The 17,573-nt window shown below is 62.8% G+C and carries 16 protein-coding genes, 1 pseudogene and 1 riboswitch; of the genes and pseudogenes, 7 read left to right on the top strand and 10 right to left on the bottom strand.

Going from position 1 to position 17,573, the window contains the following annotated elements; translation table 11 throughout:
- Positions 1-693 precede the first annotated feature (693 nt).
- Both VFP86_04265 and VFP86_04260 read right to left on the bottom strand, forming a co-directional pair.
- Positions 694-975, bottom strand: a complete 282-nt coding sequence (locus VFP86_04265; protein ID HET8998838.1) for a transposase — start codon at positions 973-975, stop codon at positions 694-696.
- A 13-nt stretch (positions 976-988) separates the two neighbouring features.
- A pseudogene (locus VFP86_04260) lies at positions 989-2,022 on the bottom strand (IS1380 family transposase).
- 395 nt (positions 2,023-2,417) lie between these two features.
- On the opposite strand from VFP86_04260, the gene VFP86_04255 reads away from it, so the two are divergent.
- The 3 genes from VFP86_04255 to VFP86_04245 all read left to right on the top strand — a co-directional run bounded on the left by VFP86_04255 (position 2,418) and on the right by VFP86_04245 (position 6,839).
- Positions 2,418-3,137: a hypothetical protein gene (locus VFP86_04255; protein ID HET8998837.1), complete on the top strand. Its 720-nt coding sequence runs from the start codon at positions 2,418-2,420 to the stop codon at positions 3,135-3,137.
- Positions 3,138-3,484: 347 nt separating this feature from the next.
- Complete coding sequence (locus VFP86_04250) at positions 3,485-6,526, top strand: galactose oxidase-like domain-containing protein (protein ID HET8998836.1); 3,042 nt, start codon at positions 3,485-3,487, stop codon at positions 6,524-6,526.
- A gap of 91 nt (positions 6,527-6,617) precedes the next feature.
- Positions 6,618-6,839, top strand: a complete 222-nt coding sequence (locus tag VFP86_04245; GenBank protein ID HET8998835.1) for a hypothetical protein — start codon at positions 6,618-6,620, stop codon at positions 6,837-6,839.
- A 248-nt stretch (positions 6,840-7,087) separates the two neighbouring features.
- Here the strand turns inward: VFP86_04245 and VFP86_04240 are convergent, their stop codons facing one another.
- The 4 genes from VFP86_04240 to VFP86_04225 all read right to left on the bottom strand — a co-directional run bounded on the left by VFP86_04240 (position 7,088) and on the right by VFP86_04225 (position 8,848).
- Positions 7,088-7,561, bottom strand: a complete 474-nt coding sequence (locus VFP86_04240; GenBank protein ID HET8998834.1) for a tyrosine-type recombinase/integrase — start codon at positions 7,559-7,561, stop codon at positions 7,088-7,090.
- Positions 7,562-7,764: 203 nt separating this feature from the next.
- Positions 7,765-8,154, bottom strand: a complete 390-nt coding sequence (locus VFP86_04235) for a hypothetical protein (protein ID HET8998833.1) — start codon at positions 8,152-8,154, stop codon at positions 7,765-7,767.
- Positions 8,155-8,178: 24 nt separating this feature from the next.
- Positions 8,179-8,322: a hypothetical protein gene (locus tag VFP86_04230; protein HET8998832.1), complete on the bottom strand. Its 144-nt coding sequence runs from the start codon at positions 8,320-8,322 to the stop codon at positions 8,179-8,181.
- A 190-nt stretch (positions 8,323-8,512) separates the two neighbouring features.
- A complete protein-coding gene (locus VFP86_04225; protein HET8998831.1) occupies positions 8,513-8,848 on the bottom strand; it encodes a hypothetical protein in 336 nt (111 codons plus the stop codon).
- A gap of 24 nt (positions 8,849-8,872) precedes the next feature.
- Between VFP86_04225 and VFP86_04220 the strand changes: the two genes are divergently transcribed.
- Positions 8,873-9,049 (top strand): hypothetical protein, encoded by a 177-nt coding sequence (locus tag VFP86_04220; protein ID HET8998830.1) that lies wholly within the window; start codon positions 8,873-8,875, stop codon positions 9,047-9,049.
- A 56-nt stretch (positions 9,050-9,105) separates the two neighbouring features.
- On the opposite strand, the gene VFP86_04215 is transcribed toward VFP86_04220, so the two are convergent.
- Genes VFP86_04215 through ilvE form a run of 4 tightly spaced genes read right to left on the bottom strand, consistent with a single transcriptional unit; the run spans position 9,106 to position 12,329 of the window.
- Positions 9,106-9,879 carry an amino acid ABC transporter ATP-binding protein gene (locus VFP86_04215; protein ID HET8998829.1) on the bottom strand — a complete coding sequence of 258 codons (774 nt, stop codon included), beginning with the start codon at positions 9,877-9,879 and terminating at the stop codon, positions 9,106-9,108.
- Between the two features lie 2 nt (positions 9,880-9,881).
- Positions 9,882-10,526 carry an amino acid ABC transporter permease gene (locus tag VFP86_04210; protein HET8998828.1) on the bottom strand — a complete coding sequence of 215 codons (645 nt, stop codon included), beginning with the start codon at positions 10,524-10,526 and terminating at the stop codon, positions 9,882-9,884.
- 17 nt (positions 10,527-10,543) lie between these two features.
- On the bottom strand, positions 10,544-11,389 hold the full coding sequence (locus VFP86_04205; GenBank protein ID HET8998827.1) for a transporter substrate-binding domain-containing protein: 846 nt from the start codon (positions 11,387-11,389) through the stop codon (positions 10,544-10,546).
- A 43-nt stretch (positions 11,390-11,432) separates the two neighbouring features.
- Complete coding sequence (gene ilvE, locus VFP86_04200; GenBank protein HET8998826.1) at positions 11,433-12,329, bottom strand: branched-chain-amino-acid transaminase; 897 nt, start codon at positions 12,327-12,329, stop codon at positions 11,433-11,435.
- A gap of 90 nt (positions 12,330-12,419) precedes the next feature.
- Between ilvE and VFP86_04195 the strand changes: the two genes are divergently transcribed.
- The 3 genes from VFP86_04195 to VFP86_04185 all read left to right on the top strand — a co-directional run bounded on the left by VFP86_04195 (position 12,420) and on the right by VFP86_04185 (position 17,555).
- Positions 12,420-13,109 carry a GntR family transcriptional regulator gene (locus VFP86_04195; GenBank protein ID HET8998825.1) on the top strand — a complete coding sequence of 230 codons (690 nt, stop codon included), beginning with the start codon at positions 12,420-12,422 and terminating at the stop codon, positions 13,107-13,109.
- Positions 13,110-13,137: 28 nt separating this feature from the next.
- Positions 13,138-14,640 carry an argininosuccinate lyase gene (gene argH / locus VFP86_04190; protein ID HET8998824.1) on the top strand — a complete coding sequence of 501 codons (1,503 nt, stop codon included), beginning with the start codon at positions 13,138-13,140 and terminating at the stop codon, positions 14,638-14,640.
- A gap of 468 nt (positions 14,641-15,108) precedes the next feature.
- Positions 15,109-15,187, top strand: a riboswitch (cyclic di-GMP riboswitch).
- 328 nt (positions 15,188-15,515) lie between these two features.
- Positions 15,516-17,555 carry a M64 family metallopeptidase gene (locus VFP86_04185; GenBank protein ID HET8998823.1) on the top strand — a complete coding sequence of 680 codons (2,040 nt, stop codon included), beginning with the start codon at positions 15,516-15,518 and terminating at the stop codon, positions 17,553-17,555.
- The last annotated feature ends 18 nt before the right edge of the window (positions 17,556-17,573 follow it).

The following is a 17,573-nucleotide window of genomic DNA, read 5'->3' as shown; positions in this document are numbered from 1 at the left end:
ACCAAGCCCACCCCCGCTGTCCGAGCTCTTGGTAGATCCCGGCGATGACCCGGTTGCCTTGCGCGCCACCCCCACAGGGCGTATTCACGAATCCGACAAAAATGTCGAAATCTCCCGCGCTGATATCTGGAGATGCGGCGGCAATAATCGCGTCGGCGATGGCGTAGCGGCTCATGCCGGCCAGCACGCTCGCCGTTTGGGGAAGAGCCACCTCGCGCGCATACGCGTGAAAAACAAGATTCAGCGAACCTTTGGATGCATCGCTCCAGTAACGACTGAGCGCCGTCCCCATCTCTACCATCTCAACATAGGTAGGAATAGCAAACGTGGGTACATCGCTGGCTCGGGCTCGAGCCGACATGGCGCGGACCAATCCTTTAATCTGGGGGAGAAACATTCTGGGTCCACCCTTCCGGCAGACGGTTTCACCGAGCTAGCACCGATCTGCCCGGTTTGGTCGAACTCTCGATTTTCGTACTTGAATCGGAATTTCCGCTATGGGTTCCTGAACACCTCCCGTGGAAGAAATTTGACTGCCGCTTCGGGTGGAGAGTATGCTCTGCGACCCCAAACGCTCGATCTGGCCTTTCCGAGGAGCCCAACCCTTGGCATGGTCGCGCTGGCAACCGATTTCTCAGACACCGCTCCTGTCGGCCTCCTTGCCGCTCGCTTTGGCTGCAACGATACCGTCCGCTACCCGGCGGGCCCCGGCAGCATCGCCAGCCGCTGCACGACCGCTCCGAACAGCCGCCGTGTCAGGTGCCCTTCCGCAAGCAACAGCCAATAGTATCGCGCGTGTTTCACGAGACGGCCACCCGTTTTCATCAACCGTTGCTGTAGACTCGTCAGCGACCAGGTGTCAACCCGCTTCGGCACGGCGAGTCGCCGCCACAGGTTCCCGAGATTGTAGGCGATGACGCTCAGGGCGAGCCGCACCTCGTTCGCCCGGAACCTGTGGCAGCTCAGCCGCGTCATCCTCACCGCCTGCTTACCTTCCCTGATCCATTGCTCCGCCGTCCCCCGCCTTATTGTAGAACCGCACGACTGCCCGACTGTCCATCTCCAGAGTCGTCACGATGAAACCCACCCGGGGAAACAGCTCCCCGCAGTGAAACTCGATTTTCGCGATCACCCGCCGTGCCGTCTCCCAACTGGCGGCTTGGTAGCGGAAGCTCTTGTAGCGGACCACCGGGGTGTGACTGGGTCTGCCCACAGGCCGCGTCAGCAACTCCGCGACCTCCCGCTCCAGAATGTCGTTGGATGCGATGCGGATAGCGTACTTCACATCCCGTCCCTCCAGGGCCTCATAGATCTCCGGTTTGGCGAAGGCGGCATCGGGGCGAACGACCACGTCCTTGCCCTGCTTCTGCTGCCGCTCGATCTCCGGCAGAAGCACCTGATCCCAATCCGCGGCGCTGTGGACGTTGCCTGGTCGCAGCTTGGCCGCCAGGCAGTCGCCCTCCCGATTGAACAGCAGCAGCGGATGATAGCAGGTCGACTCGAAGTGGCCGTTATAGGCGCTCTGCTCCTGCTCGCCGTAGACGGGATCTCGGTGCTGTCCAGATCGAGCACCACGCGCTGCGGGGAGGCTAGGGCCTCCACTCTTGCGATCAGCTCCCGGTTGATCGCCGCCAATCCTGTGAGGTTGTCGCCTTGGGTCAACAGCTCCGTCTCGAACGAGTGCACTCGAGACGTCAAAGCAGCTCCGCGCTCCCAGATCTGCTCCGACCCGATCAGGTGGAACGTGGGATCGTGGGAAAGTCGCTCCGCGTCGTTCACGTCTTCATAGCCCGCCAGCCGCCGGTAGACTGATTGCCGGACCAGGTCGGTAAGTGGGAATTGCGTGTTCTTGCCCCGCGGATCGGTGATGTGCTGCGCGATCAGGTCGCTGAAACCCAACCGCTCGTCCAGCTCGCGTACGAGGATCAGGCCGCCATCGGAAGTGACCCGTGATCCCTGGAACTCGACCTTCAATGCAGCGTTGAAAGAGAGCTGAAAAGGCTGGTTTGCTGGTTCACCCATTGGGTGTCGGCCTCCGCCCCGTCATCGTCGTGCGCAAACCCGCTTCAACAAAGACATTCGACGCAGCCCCGGGATTCTCAGTGCGCGGTCAAATCGGAAATCCGGGTCAACATCGTCTCCGCTGTTCCAGAGTTGTGGGTTGCATTTCTGTCACTGGCTCCAAGTCCCACCCACGTGGCACGGCGCGGCGTGCTACTGGGTGACGGGCCGCTCCCAGTTGAGTTGTGGGTGAATGGCTGACAGATGTGAAGCAGTTCACTGCTCTGGACCGCTCTGGCGATTATGCTGTAGTAGGTTCAGTGTTCCCTCAACTGGGAATCGCTGAATAGAATCTTGGCAGGCAAGCATTGCAGCGGGTTCGGTGCGCGTGCCAAAGATTCAATGGGAGGCAGTCTATGGCGTCCCTGCTCACACAGTTTCTCATTCCATGCCTCGCTACCGGAGTGGTTTTCGCCGTGCTTGCGACGTGGCTTCTGACCCGAAAGGGAGACACAATCAGCGATGCTCTTAAAGCGGAAAAATTCGCTGACGCTCAAGCAATCCGATTGGAGATTCTGGACAAGATAAAGTTGACGTCGACAGTGCCCGCAGTAGGATTTTACGTGACCGCGGCCATTGTAGCGTTGGCAATTCCACTCCTTCTAGTTTGGGGGTTCATAAGCGAAGAGTCGAACACGACCGTGGTTGAGCTCGCAGGCTTCATCGAAAAGCCCGCTAACGCGGAAAAGCCATTTCAGAACCTGAATGTTGAGTTGCCGAATGGGGTGGATCCAGACACGGGTTCTTTCCGTATCCCCTTACCCTATGTTAATCGCCCTAGTCGATTTAATATTGCTGGAGGAATGTTTGAACCGGTCACGATTGAAGTGACGATCAATAAGGTGAGCATACCCGCCCAGGTGACAGTTTCCTTTCCCACGATACCGAAGCGACCTCCCCTTGGCCCAATCGCACTTGATCATGGCTCAGCCGAGATCACAACTATCTCGCTCCCACTTAGGAGGAGCCCTACGGACACTAGCCCCGAAATAGTATCGTCGAATGGATCGCAATCCCCGCCCCTTTTTCCAAATGCGGGCACGCCCCCTGGGATCCAAGCTGGGATGGAACAATGACACGGCTCATCGGGTTGGTGATCTTCAGCGCAGTCCTCAGTATATTACTTGTGCACTCCGCGAGTGCTGCAACAGTGGATCTTTTCGGCGTCGCCCATCACAGAGATGGCTCCTCCGCAGTCGGCTACGAGGTCTACATCTATAGCGATTCAACGCAGTGGATAGGACCCAGCATTACAGACAGTCTTGGTAGGTTTGCGTTCTTCGGAATTCAAAGCGGCAGGTACTTAGTAAGCTTCTCGCTTAACGGAAGAGAAGTTTGGCGAGGAGGGGCCATAGCTTCTGGACGGTCTGTCGTTATCACATTGCCATAGAGCCGAGCATTGCCTAGCTCGGGGGGGATCGCCATGGACGTCTATTTGAAGATCGAGTCGATCGCCAATTACAACCCGGTCAACCCTCAGCCCAAACCAATGCAAGTCTATCGGCGCGACTGCATGCGCGGGATGGGCCATGAGGACGGCAACATCCCGCCGTCGGAGATACTGGCGCGCGGCTTAACCGCCCTCGTCTACCGCGAGTATCTCGATTCAGCCTACACGATCCCGAAACCCGACAAGCTCGTGCTCGCCGACATCAACGAACCAGTTTATTACGCGCGCGTGCCGGGAACGGTGATCTACGCGCACCCGGGGGAACGCTTACACATTCACGTGCTAAACGGCGCCGCCGAGCCGCACAGCTTCCATCTCCATGGCCTCCGGTACGGAATCGATGGCGACGGCGCGTGGCCGCTCGGGGTTCAAAGCAGCGACGGGCGCCGCTCCGACGAAATCTGTCCCGGCCAGACCTGGACCTACACGTATGACATAACCGACGACATGGTCGGCGCATGGCCTTTCCATGACCACTACAAGACTATCGGCGACTTCATAAACCGCGGGCTGTTCGGAGGGATCGTCGTTCTCCCGCGCAAGCACCATAAGCCGCCTGAAATGGCGCTGTTTCCGGAGCTCGAAGAATTCCTCGAGCTCCACGAAAAGCGGGGGAAGCTGCCGCCTGCACAGCAGATCACCGCGCTCGCCGAGCACCTCAAGGAATGGGCGGAGTTCCCACATGTGCGCCACGCCCCCATGGAGCACCACCCGATGCTACATGTGCCGCTGTTCTTCCACCTCATGGCCGGCCTTAGCGGGCAGCCGGCATTCAACAAGAACCCGTTCAACCCAGGCGACCCGCCCTTCGTTGTGACGTTCGGCGCGCCCGCCACATTTAACTTCCACTGCAACTTCCACGCAGTGATGACAGGCACGGTTACTGTCGCCGTCGGCGGCGCCGACACGGCCAGCTTTAACCTCGTCGGACCCCCCATGAAGTTCGTCAACCCCGCCACCAACACCAACACCGCGACGGTGCGCCCAGGCGGCACCGTCCAATGGGTCCACGCCAGCATGGAAACCCACAGCGTCACTGAAGATGGCGCCGGCATCCCGAGCTTCTGCCTGAATGGTCGTTCCTTCGTCGGCAATACACCCACCATCGAGGCGGTGACAGGCCAGAAGATCCGCTGGTACGTGTTCGACCTCGACCTTGGCACCATCTGGCACAACTTCCATCCGCACGCGCAGCGCTGGCAGTTCGGCGGAGAGACGATCGACGTGCGCAGCCTGAGCCCCGCCGAGTCGTTCGTCGCAGAGACCACCGCGCCGCCCGTTCTTCTGTTGCCGCCCGAGATCGAGAAGACGCAGCCACCTGAGTCCCGGCCGAAGCACGCCAAGGCCTATCATCTGCGCGCCGACTTCCTCGTCCACTGCCATGTTGAGATGCACATGATGCAAGGACTAGCCGGCCTAGTGCGCTCCCGCCAGACGGTGTGGCTCACCGACGCCCAGGCCGACATCCTGCGCAACGCGACCGGGCTTCCAGTCGATCCAGGCGGCAACGACTGTGCGCCGATCGACCTGGAGCGTTGTCACACCCTGGACAACGGTAAGTGGACGGAGGTTCCTGATGGGACACCGCCCAAGCTGCACTCCACGCTGATGCACTCCACGCTGGTGCCGAAGACCGACAAGGTGCTTTTCTGGGGCTATTGGTACCAGGAGACGCAGCTCTGGGACAGCGCCACCGGCGTTTACAGCGATCCGGCCAAGCAGCCCGCCGACTCCCAAACGCCGCGCGACACGCTGTTCTCGAACCTCCACTCCGCCGGACACGCCTATCTCGACACTGACGAAGGCACCTTGCTCGCGCACGGTGGCGAGTCCGACCCCAGCGGCACGGTCGCGCACCGCCAGTCGTTCCTCTTCCACGGCGCGACGAACGAATGGAAGATCACCGACCCGACGGAAGATGGCCGTTTCTACTCGACCAGCCTCACGCTTGGCGACGGGAAGATCCTCACACTCTTTGGCACGCCGCTCAGCCCGGGGCATGGATACCGCATCGAGGTGTACGACCCGGTGACGCAAAAATGGCAGAAGCCGCCAATCGACATCCCAGCGTCCTTCGATTACCTCTACTACCCCTGGACCTATCTGTTGCCAGGCGGCGACCTCTTCTCCGCCGGCAATGCCGACCACGTGGTGCCGGGCACCCCGCCCGGAGCTGGACCGAGCGTCTCGCGCCGCTACAATTGGGCCGCGCCTATCGACGATCCGGCCAAGCGCTGGAACAGCCAGAAGGGCAACCGCAGTATCTTCGCCCAGAGCGGGACGTCGGTGCTGCTGCCGCTGCGCCCGCCGGCGTACGCCCCGCGCGTCCTGATGGTGGGCGGCAACACACCCGACGCACAAGGTACCGCCGAGGTGATCGACCTCTCGGTCGCGACGCCCGCCTGGACGGTGGTGCCGAAGGACCTCAACGTGCCGCGGCCCGAGCAGGTCAACTCGGTGATCCTGCCCGACGGGCGAGTGTTCGTCGCGGGCGGCGTCCCCGGCACGAGCTTCGGGACCGTGGGCCCATCGGAGATTCTCGATCCGGAGAACCTGGCCGCTGGATGGACGCTCGGCCCCACCATGAAGTACGCGCGCGGCTACCACTCCTCCGCGATCCTGCTACCCGACGGCAGCGTGCTCATGGGGGGTGGCGAACCGGAGGGGGCGACGGTCGAGAGACCCCTTGAGCGCTACTTCCCCGGCTACTTCTTCAAACCGCGGCCATCGATCGTCGGGGCCCCGGCCACCATAGGGTATGGCGCTACGTTCAATGTCGACACTCCGAACGCAGCGTCTATCGCCGAGGTTGTATTGCTGCGGCCAGGCGCCGTCACTCACGGCTTCAACCAGTCACAGCGCTTCGTCGGCTGCGCTATCTCCGCGGTTAGCGCGACGTCGATCGACGCGAAGGCCCCGCCTGACGGCACGTACGCCCCTCCGGGCTGGTACCTACTCTTCCTCGTCGATGGCGGCCGCGTTCCGTCGGTAGCCCGATGGATTCGCCTCCACTGACCCAGAAACAACACTGAAGCGCGGCGGTTTTGCCTTGGATAAAGTCGGCGGCTTTCTGTGCCTGCGACGCGGCGGAAACAGGCATCACCAGATGGATGTCGTTGTTGGCCTCCTCCTTGAACTCCACGAGCGTCGCCGCGACGGTGTACACCTGGAACTCCGGCTCGAGCCGCTCGGCGTCGCGGCCGAACTCGTCCGGAACCGGGAGCGCCATGAGCCCTTCCACCGTCGCCGGCTTGGGGGCGAGGTTCACTTGGTCGCACTCCACGAGAAACTGGACGCCAGCAGAACACGGATGGAACGGTGGGGGTGAAAGGCGCGTGAAGCGGACGATCAGGAAACTGGTGGCGCAACACCAAGAGCGTCGAGAAAGGGGGGGCCCCGGCAATTGCCCCTTGGGGACGCCGGGCGCGTCTCCGCACAACGTCGTGGCGCGTGCGGGGCGTCCCGGCATGGAGCGGGGATGTCTTGGCCATCTCACAAGGATTTGGTTTCGCAACAGAGGACGGCGTTGGATCAGGGCAACGGCCCCCGGTCAGTCTCAGGCCCCAACGGATTACCCTAAAGGAGCCTGTGGTGGCCGAGGTACTGCCGGATTAGGAACGCGCTCGCGCCCGAGCGGGCGAGCAGCGTTCCGGTCGGGTGTTTGGCGACGTGCGGATGCCACTCGACCGGCGGCAGGCCGGCCGCCGCGGCCAGGCGCCGCCAGAGTCGGGCGAAGGTCGAGCGGTTCATCTGGCCGCCGTGCGAGGAGACGAACAGGACGCCGCTGCCGTCGTCCCGCCGTTCCCGCAGCCACCGGCTGAGCACGCGCACCTCGTCTAGCAGCGGCTGGCCGGGGTGGCGCTCGAGCGTCTGCACCGTGGTGAGACTGCCCTTCAGCCGCTCGACGCGGATCCAGCCCTCCTTCACGTTGACGTGCTTGACCCGCAGGCCCGTGACCTCCGACACCCGCAGGCCGTGCCGGATCGCCAAGAGCACCATGGCGTGAGCGCGGGGACCATGCCGCTTGCCAGCCTCGAGGAGCCGGAGCACCTCCTCCTTGACGATCGAGGTAGCCGGTAGTGGCGCAACGGGGTGAGAACCGATCTTTGGCTGCGCTTCATCATCGCGATGCGCCGCGAATATCGTCCATTTTGAACGGCCCATTGCGGGTGTGGGCAGGCAGTTGACCTCCTGGCCCACGCCCGGCTTGAGCTGCCTCTCGCCTACAGAGTAAGCTATGACATTTTGGCTTCTCAAGCCTCGTCTGGCCTCAACGCGCCTTGTGTTCTCAGCCAAACGCGAGCGAGGAGCAGCGCCAGCACCGCATGGAACGCGGCCGCCGGCCACAACAGGAGCCCGACCGCTCCGCCAACGACACCCCGATAGGCGAGATAGAGCGCCGCGAGCAAGCTGAACAGCAGCATGCCCCGAAGCGCGGGGGCCGCGGAGCCGGCAGCATCACGCGCCGGCCAGCAGGCCAATGCCAGCGCGAGCAGTCCGAAGCCTGCGAGCGTCCCCAGCGCCTGGCCCGGACCGGAAAGGTCCCCGCCGAAGAGCAGTCGCGCGACGACGGAGGGGGCGACGATCAAGGCCAGGCCGGTGACCACCTCAGTCCCCGCGGCCAGCGCCAGCAATGGTTTCACCGCGATTCGAACTGTGCGCGCCGCTTATGGCACTTGCCGGATCGGGGGAATCTTGTACGTTCCAAACTCAACCACAAGCCCGTCCTTCGTACGCCCGTCGAGCATCACTTGTTCCGGCTGGTAGACACGGATGCTCAGATTGAAGGGGCCGCTCGGGGGAGACGGCAGCCAGTTTGCTTCTTTACCCGCGCTAGGGGATTTGGCCTAAATATACACCTCCAGCGAGCCGTCCGCATTGTACCTCAGAGGCATCCCAAGGGCGATCGCGTAGCGATCGATGGAGTTGCGCACCTAAAAGTTCTCTCGATACGGCGAAATGGACCAGACCCCGCTGTGCGAGGGGAATATCGCGCCCTTCTCAAAATGCATCACGTAGGTGCGGGGCACCATCCAGCAGCCTTCCGCCACCATCCACAAACGCGGTGGGATAAATCACGTCGTCCAATGTCGCCGCGCCGAGCCCGAGCCAGGCGATGAGGGCACGGGTATTGTAGTCGGTACCGTACCTCCCCAGCCTGAGAAACAGAAGCCACCCGTTCGTCTGCTGCGCGTTCGTCTGCTGTGGGGCTGACTGGAAAATGTCCCAGACCTTCTGCGGCACGCGGTTCAGTCCCTTCGCAACAGCCGGATCGATCTTATAGATGTCGAAGTCCTGGTCTGGCTCAATGCCAAGCTTCTTGAGCTTCCCAACCATTGGGGCGTCGGCGGGGTAGGGCGGATGGCATCGTGCTACAACGTCCTCGCCATCCCAGTCGCCGCGGGGATCCTGTACCCACGCTTCGGCATCATGCTGCGCCCGGAGTGGTCGGCGCTCCTGATGTCGGCCTCCTCGATCATCGTCGCGACCAACGCGGTGCTGCTGAAGACCGCTGAGCGGCACCTAACAAGGATTTGAAGCGGAGAAGGGTGGTCGCCGCGATGTCGCAGCGGGAAAAAGTTCAGCGCCTCAACTTACACGTTGTGGACGACGCTGCGCAAGAACGCCCGGGCGCGGGGGTGCTGCGGGTGGGCGAAGAACTGCGCCGCGTCCCCCTCCTCAACAATGACCCCATCGTCCATGAAGAAGACGCGGTCGGCCGCCTCTCGCGCGAAGCCCACCTCATGCGTCACGACCGCCATGGTCATGCCGTCGCGGGCCAGCTCGCGCATAGTCTGCAGGACCTCCTCGTGCAGCTCCGGATCGAGAGCGGACGTCGGCTCGTCGAACAGCACGACCTCCGGCTTCATCGCCAGCGCCCGCGCGATGGCAACGCGTTGCTTCTGGCCTCCGGAGAGTCGCGACGGGTATTCGTCCCGCTTGTCCGCGAGCCCCACACGGTCCAGTAGGGCCTCCCCGAGGACGCGGGCCTCGCGGTGCGGCACGCCCTGCACCGAGAGCGGCGCCTCGACAATATTTTGCAACACCGTCATATGGGGAAAGAGGTTGAACTGCTGGAACACCATGCCGACCCGGATGCGGATCTCCCGGATCCGGCGCGCGCGTTCGCGTCCCCGCAACACCGATCGTCCCGGGACCTCCAGGCCGCAGACGGTGACGCGGCCGGCGTCGGGCTCCTCGAGCAGGTTCATGCACCGAAGCAGCGTGGTCTTCCCCGACCCGGACGGCCCCATGATCACGACGACATCGCCGCGGGTCACGCTGATGTCGACGCCCTTGAGCACCTCGAGCGGCCCGAACCGCTTGCGCAATCCCTCGGTCCGGATCTGGCACTCGAGCGTCCCCATGGTCAATACGCCCGTTGCATCCGTCGCTCGAGGCCTTCCTGCACGAGTTGCAGCAGCGTGTTCACGATCCAGTACATCACGCCCACGATGACAAACATCTCCATGTACCGGAACGTCGCCGACCCGACGTTTTCCGCCACCCGCGTGAGCTCGACGACCGTGACGACGGACGCGAGCGACGTGTCCTTCATCAGGGCGATGAACCGGCTCCCGATCGGCGGCAGCGCCACGCGGATCGCCTGCGGCAGGATGATCCGTCTTAGGATGCGGGCGGACGCCATACCGAGCGAGAGCGCGGCCTCCCACTGTCCTTTGTCCACCGCGACCAGGCCCGAGCGGAAGTTCTCCCCGAGGTACGCGGACGCGTTCAGCGACAAGGCGAGCAACGCCGACGGAATGGGCTCGAGGCGCACGCCCACCTGCGGCAGGGCAAAGTAGATGAGGAGAATTTGCACCAGTAACGGGGTGCCGCGAAAGACCGACACATAGGCGCCCGCCGCAAAGCGCAACAGGCGCCCCCCGGAAAACCGCGCCAGGGCGATGGCGAGGCCGAGACCACAGCCGATGACGAAGGCCGATATGCCCAGCCCCACGGTCACGGCGAGGCCGCGTAAGAGGAGCGGGAGCGCGCGCCCGACCAGATCCATCGCTATGCTCCCGGCGCCTACTTCACCTTGACGAGGCCCCGGGCGGTCAGGTCTGCCGCCATGTCGAGTCCGCCCAGCCACTTCTTCGAGATCTTGGTCAGCGTACCGTCGGCGATCATCGCCACGACCGCGTTGTCGACCGCCGCCTTGAGATCGGCCTGTCCCTTCTTGAAGGACATGCCGTTGACTTCATAATTCAAGAGGGTCGGCAGCGGCCGCACCTTGAGGCCGTGGCGCTCCGCGAGGAAGGCGCCTGTGAACTTCGAGTAGAGGGCCGCGTCGATCCGGCCGACGTGCAGATCGGTGAGCGCCAGGATCGCGTTCGAATAGGTGCGCACATCGGCTCGGGGGATGCTCTCCCGCGCAAACGTCTCCTGCGTGCCGCCAGCGGTGACGCCGATCCGCCTGCCCGAGAGGTCGGCCAGGGTTTTGAGCGACTGGTTCGATGACCCGACGAAGATGGCGACGCCGTTGACCTCGTAGGGGACCGAGAAGTCGACCTGCTTCAGCCGTTCGTCGGTAATGGTTTGGCCGGAGATGACGATATCGTACCGATCCGATTGCACGCCGGGAATGAAGTCGGCAAAGGTGGATTGGATGAACGACACCTTAGGGATCCCGAGGCGCCTCGCGAGATCGAGGGCCACGTCGATGTCGTATCCGGCGGGCTGGTTACGCTCGTCGAGGAGACTCCACGGAGGTGACGCCTGCGTGTTGGCTACGCGGAGCACCCCGGCCGCCTTGAGTCGGCTAAGCGGGTCGTCGCTCCATGCCGCGGGCAGAGTCAGGGCCACCACGATCACCGCGAGCGACCCCGCGAGCATCACCCGCATAACCCCGGACCAGTTGGAACCTGTGCCCATCGCACGCCCCCAGGCCAGACGTCAGTGCTTCCGCGTTGCCGGATCAATACACGGGTATACTCGCCTCACCGCTTTCAAGCAGCTCATGGTAGAGCGACCGCACCCGCCTCGTGACAGGCCCGGGCGCACCATCGCCGATCCGCCGCCCGTCGACCTCCCCCACGGGGAAAATGCCCCCCGCCGTGCTGCTGAAGAAAATCTCGTCGGCATTGAACAGGTCAAAGGGCGTGAGGGCGCATTCGTGGCTGACGATGCCGTGGCGCGATGCCAACTCAAGAACGGTCTGTCGGGTAATCCCCACAAGGATGTTGTCCCTCGGGGTAAGAAGGGCGCCGTGCTTGATGACAAACACGTTGTATCCGGGGGCTTCCGCCACGTACCCGCCAATCGTCAGCTCAATCGCGTCATCATACCCGGCCTCATTGGCTTCCATCCTGGCGAGGACGTGGTTTTGATAGTTCGAGGACTTCACCTTCGCATAGAGGCTTTCATCCGGGATGCGTCTCAGCGAGGCGATTTTCACCCGGATACTCTTCTCGTCATCACCATCGGCGAGACGCATGTACGGTTTCGCGAACACGATCACGGTCGGCACGCAATGGTACGGGCTGAGCAACGGGAGCTTCCCCACCCCGCGGGTGACGATGATTTTGACGTACGCCTCCTCGAGGTGATTCCTCTTGACCGTCTCCAGCACCACGCGTCTGAGTGTGGACTTCTCAACGGGAACGTCTAACTTCACCGCGCGGGCCGACTCGAACAACCGGTCCAGGTGGGCGTCCAGCTTGAAGACTTTGCCACCCCAGGCGCAACACGTGTCGTAGACGCCGTCGCCGTACAGCACGACATGGTCGAAGACCGAGATCTTGGCCTGGTTCTCGGGGAGATACTCCCCGTCGATATACACGATTGATTCCTGGTCCCCGGACGCGACGCGCATGGGATCCCTCCGCGAGGTCCCCTTGATAATTGGGATAGTAATATGTAACATATCAGTTGTCTCGGCACTTTTCAAGGGGGAAACGACCGCATGCCTGTACCGAAGACCGTCGGCCGTATCGAACGGAAATTCGTAAAGGAGCAGCTCTATACAACCCTCCGGACCTGGATCGTCGATGGCACGCTCAAGCCGGATGAGAAAGTACGGGACGTGGACCTCGCGGCCCGGTTTGGCGTGAGCCGAATGCCTGTCCGGGAAGCCTTTCAACGTCTCGAGGAAGACGGCCTCGTGCAGACGGCCCCGAATAGGTGGACCCGCGTCTCCCCGCTCAACCTCGACGATGCAATGCGTATCTACCCGATCGTGAGCACCCTCGAGGCGTTTGCGCTACGCTCAGCCGGCCCGCGGGCATCCGAGATCGACCTGACGAAGCTGACCGACGCCAACCAGCAGTTGGCCCGGACGCTGAAGACTCGGAACGCGGCCAAGGCCACGGAAGCCGATCGCGATTTTCATTTCGCCCTCGTACGTCCCGCGGGGAATCCTGAGCTCACGGCGATCCTCGATCAGCTGAGGGTCAAGTTGCGGCGCATTGAGATCGCCTACTTTGACCGGTGCGCCCTCGCCGACCGCTCCGTGGAAGAGCACCTGGCCATCATTCGCGCGCTGCAGAAGGGCGACATCGACGCCGCCGTCGGCGCAGTGGCCACGAATTGGCACAATGGCCTTACGAGGTTGCTCGGCGCGCAGACCGCCCCCGCCAAGGAACAGCAGGGGTAGGGACGAGGTAACGACCGGAGGTGTTCGTGTGAAGTCACGCGTCACAGAACGTCTGGCAGAAGGTCCCGCCCAAGAGATCGTCGACTGCCTCTATGCCCCGGAGATCAACGCCGACTTCGCGCCCATGTTCCCATATATGACGGCGGTCAACAAAGCCCACGTCCTGATGCTTGCGAGACAGGCGGTCATCACTAAGCCGGCAGCCCGCAAGCTCCTGCGCGCCATCCTCGCATTGGAGCGCCGAGGGCCCGAGTCCGTTGCGCTCGATCGTTCACTGGAGGATATCTACTTCAACTATGAGCGCGCCGTCATCGCGCTCGCGGGCCCGGAGATCGGCGGACAGATGCACACCGGCCGAAGCCGCAACGATCTCAACGCCACGCTCGCTCGGTTGCGCACGCGTGACCTCGTCCTCAAGTTTCTGGCTTCGTTATTCGAGGCGAGACGCGCCGCCTTGGCGCAGGCGAAACGATGTGCGGACGTCGTAATGTCGGGTTACACACATCTCCAGCCCGCGCAGCCGACCACCTTCGGCCATTACCTCCTTGGCGTGGCGGCGGCACTGGAACGCGACACCGATCGCGTCACCGGCGGCTACCCTGTGACGAACCGGTGCCCCCTGGGCGCCGCGGCCATGACTGGGACGACCTTTCCGATCGATCGAGCCTATACATGCCGCCTCTTGGGATTCGATGGGTTGGTGGAGCACACACAAGACGCGGTGGCCTCCCGAGATTTCGCCCTCCAGCTGCTGGCGGCCTGGGCTGTGTTCGGCCTGACGTGCAGTCGCCTCGCGCAGGATTTCCATGTGTGGTTCACTCCCGAACTCGGCCTCATTGACTTTCCCGACCGCGTCGCGGGCACCTCGAGCATCATGCCCCAAAAAAAGAACCCGGTCGTCCTGGAGCACCTTAAGGGCAAGGCCTCAGCCCTCGTCGCCGGATTTGCCTGGGCGGCGTCATCGGTCAAAAACACGCACTTCACGAACGTCATCGATGCCAACCACGAATGCGCCGACGCCCTCTGGCGCGCCACCAACGTCGCCGAGACCTGTACGGTCCTGCTGCGCCTCAGCCTTTCCACAGTACTCCCACGCGCATCGCTGATGCTTGAACGAGCCCGGCAGAACTTCTGCACCGCCACGGACCTCGCGGATGCCTGCGTGCGTCACGGCGGCATGCCGTTCAGGCAGGCCCATCATGTGGTGGGGGCGGTCGTTCGGGAAGCGATCAGGCGCGGCCTCAGTTCCGACCGTATCGGCTCCAGACTCGTCGACGAGGTTGCCCGGAAGGTGCTCGGCCGCCCCGCGGGGCTTGCGGAGTCCGTGGTGAAGCAGGCCCTAGATCCTGTGCGCTCGGTTCGCGCGCGGAATACCATCGGGGGACCCGGGCCGCGGCAGGTCCGTCGAATGGCCCGCGAGGGCGAACGACGGCTCGCCTCCGAGGAGAGGGCGCATGCCGCCCGGAAGGCCAAACTCGCACGCGCGAGGCGCGGGCTTGATGAAGCAGTCAAAGCGCTCCTCGGTGCCTAGTCCGAATGTCCTCGGCGCCGACGATCCCGGTAAAGGCGCCTTTGGCCTGGCAAGGGAGTTCCTGTGCTGAAGCACACGAACGTGTGGTCACACATTTCCCGGAGCGGCGAGGCCAACCCTCCGTTCCCGACCGGCGGAATCGCCCCCCAATTGCCACGATCGTCGCCCAGCTCCCCTGACGGTCATTTGCCCTGCTTCCCGGCTGTCCGCGCTGCATTGCGTTCGCGAACCGCCATCACGTCTCCCACGAACTTCTGGAAATGTCATCTCCTCGCGAGGGTTGCGCACAAACGACCCCGCTAACCGAAGCGTGACTTTGCTGCGGTCCCACTGAGGAGCAAGACGGCGAGAGCGGTAGCGTCATCGCCACAGCCGCTCCAGGGTGCGATTCGAATGCCCAGATGAAGGAGATTTCGCCTTGACGTTCGTGCGCCCCGACCGCGATACTAGCATCGGAGAGAGCACGTTCCTCCGCACGGGCAAACTCGAAGCAATTCGGGGACGCAAAGCCACGGGACCTCGATCAGAGGTCGGCCGGGCTGCCGGAGGTGATGGATGATTGGCGTGATCTGACGCGGGGTCCCTTGCGGGACGCCGCGTTTCGTTTTGATCCCTCGTCCATTGACCCTCTCAACACTCGCGTTTGCGCTTGCACTCACAGCGAACGCTGCGCCAGTTTGAGGACCCACCAGAAAAACGCCGTAGCGCCCGGTCCCTGGGTCAGTTGAACGTCTCGGCAACGTCCCGGCACGTATTTCGCCGCGTGCCTCGAACCGGCATGAAGGCGCTGATGCTGTGCCGGAGGGGAGGTGGTTTCGTGGATACTGACACCGATCGCGGAATCTCACGAGCGGAATTCACTTGGGAGGATCGCCATGCCCGATAGCATGACGCAAATCCTCTCCTCGGGGGCGCCCGGCACTAAAGTCAATATCGCCGTCCTGGGGGATGGCTTCGCGGCCGGCGCGGATCAAGATGTCTACAACGCGAAAGTCAATGAGTTGCTGATCAATGGCCTGTTCAAGCACGACTACTACTTTGAGGACATTCAAGCTTTCAATATCTACCGCGTCAACCTCATCTCCGTCGATTCTGGCGTCGGCACCAAAACGTACAACAACGGGACCTTGTTGAGCACGACGACACGGAACACGGCGCTCGGGTACTACTATAGCGGTTCCTGGTCACACTGCTGGCTCGAGGGCGGCCCGAACACTGGAACGCTCGTGCAAAACGCGCTCAACACCTGGGTCCCCGACCACAACCTGGTCCTGATCCTGCTGAACAACCCCGGGTTCGGCGGCTGTGGGGGTGGCGGGTTCGCCGTCTTGCCGCTCGGGATCACGTGGGACACCATCGCCCACGAATTCGGCCACGGGCTGGGCGGTTTTTGCGACGAGTATTGCGAAACGGACACGACGTACACTGGCGGCGAGCCCGGATGCGTCGACCTTACGATCAACACCAACCGGGCCACGCTGAAATGGGGCAGATTCGTTAATCCGGCGACACCCATTCCGACCGGGGTCGGCAAGTGCGCCGGCTACACGCAGGGTGCCCGCCCTGCTGATTGGGACGACAACCAGAGCGTCGGCCTGTTCGAAGGCGGCGGGACCGTCACCCGGGGCGTGTACCGGCCCGTCATCAACTGTCGCATGAACTCCAATTTGCCGCCGTACTGCCCCGTGTGCTACACGTCCATGAAACAACTCAACGACTCGAAAACGGGGCGCACGTTCTGGGACTGCTATCCGGGGGATTTTGACGGCGATCGCAGGTCGGGCCTCCTTGTGCACAACGGCAACGGCATCATGCTGTACCGGTCCAATAGCAGCCAACTGGATGTTCAGTTCAGCGTGGTGAATCTCGTACCCGGCTCCTGGCAATTCCAGCCCGGCGACCGGTACTGGGTAGCCGACTTCAACGCAGACGGGAAGGACGAGGTCCTGGTGTTCAACGGCACGGATTGGATCATGCCGTACCTCGGGCTCCTCGCGGATGACGGAAGCGGTGGCCTCCGATTGATCGCCCGCTACGACGGGGCAATGCCGGGATGGCAGTTTACGAGCGGCGATCAGTTCTTCGTCGGCGATTTCGACGGCGACCGGAGGGCCGATGTCTTCGTCTTCAACGGCAGCAACTGGGCGATCCCCTATCTGGGGCTCCTGCGGTCGAACGGTACGGGGCTATCGTTGGTCCAGCGCTACGACGCCAACTTGCCCGACTGGCAGATGCGCCCGTCGGATCAGCACTTCATCGGCGACTTCAACGGTGATGGGATGGCGGATCTCTTCGTCTTCAACGGGAATGCGTGGGCTTTCCCCTATCTTGGGATGCTCAGTTCCAACGGGGCAAGCCTATCCATGGCGACGCGCTATGACGGCACCATGCCCGGCTGGCAGATGCGCCCGTCGGATCAGCACTTCATCGGCGACTTCAACGGTGATGGGAAGACGGATCTCTTCGTCTTCAATGGGGACGCGTGGGCGATCGCCTACCTCGGGATGCTCGAATCTACGGGCTCCGCGCTGACCATGGTGCAGCGGTACGACGGCAACGCGCCGGGCTGGCAGATGCGCACCCACGACCGCCACTACGTCGCGGATCTGAATGCGGACGGCAGGGCAGACTTGGCCGTGTTCAACGCAAACGACTGGGGGCCCGTCTACCTGGGCCGTATGCTCTCGACAGGCGTCGGGTTGAACTGCGACTGGGCGGCCGATTGGATCGGCGGCTGGCATCTCGGCACGGTCGACCATTTCGAGCCGTGCGACTATCAGGGCAGTGGGCGGCGGTCGGACCTCTTCGTTCACAATCAAGATTGGTTCGGGATGCTCAGAAGTGCAGCACCGTACGCGCTCGACAGGATATACTACAGGTGGATCCACAACTACAAGTACGGACATAATTTTTGAAGTCGGGAGCGCGCCATG

This window comes from bacterium (assembly GCA_035703895.1).
In the GTDB taxonomy this organism is placed as follows: domain Bacteria; phylum Sysuimicrobiota; class Sysuimicrobiia; order Sysuimicrobiales; family Segetimicrobiaceae; genus Segetimicrobium.
The sequence above is the reverse complement of the archived record's forward strand: the minus strand, read 5'-3'. Positions and strand labels throughout refer to the sequence as shown.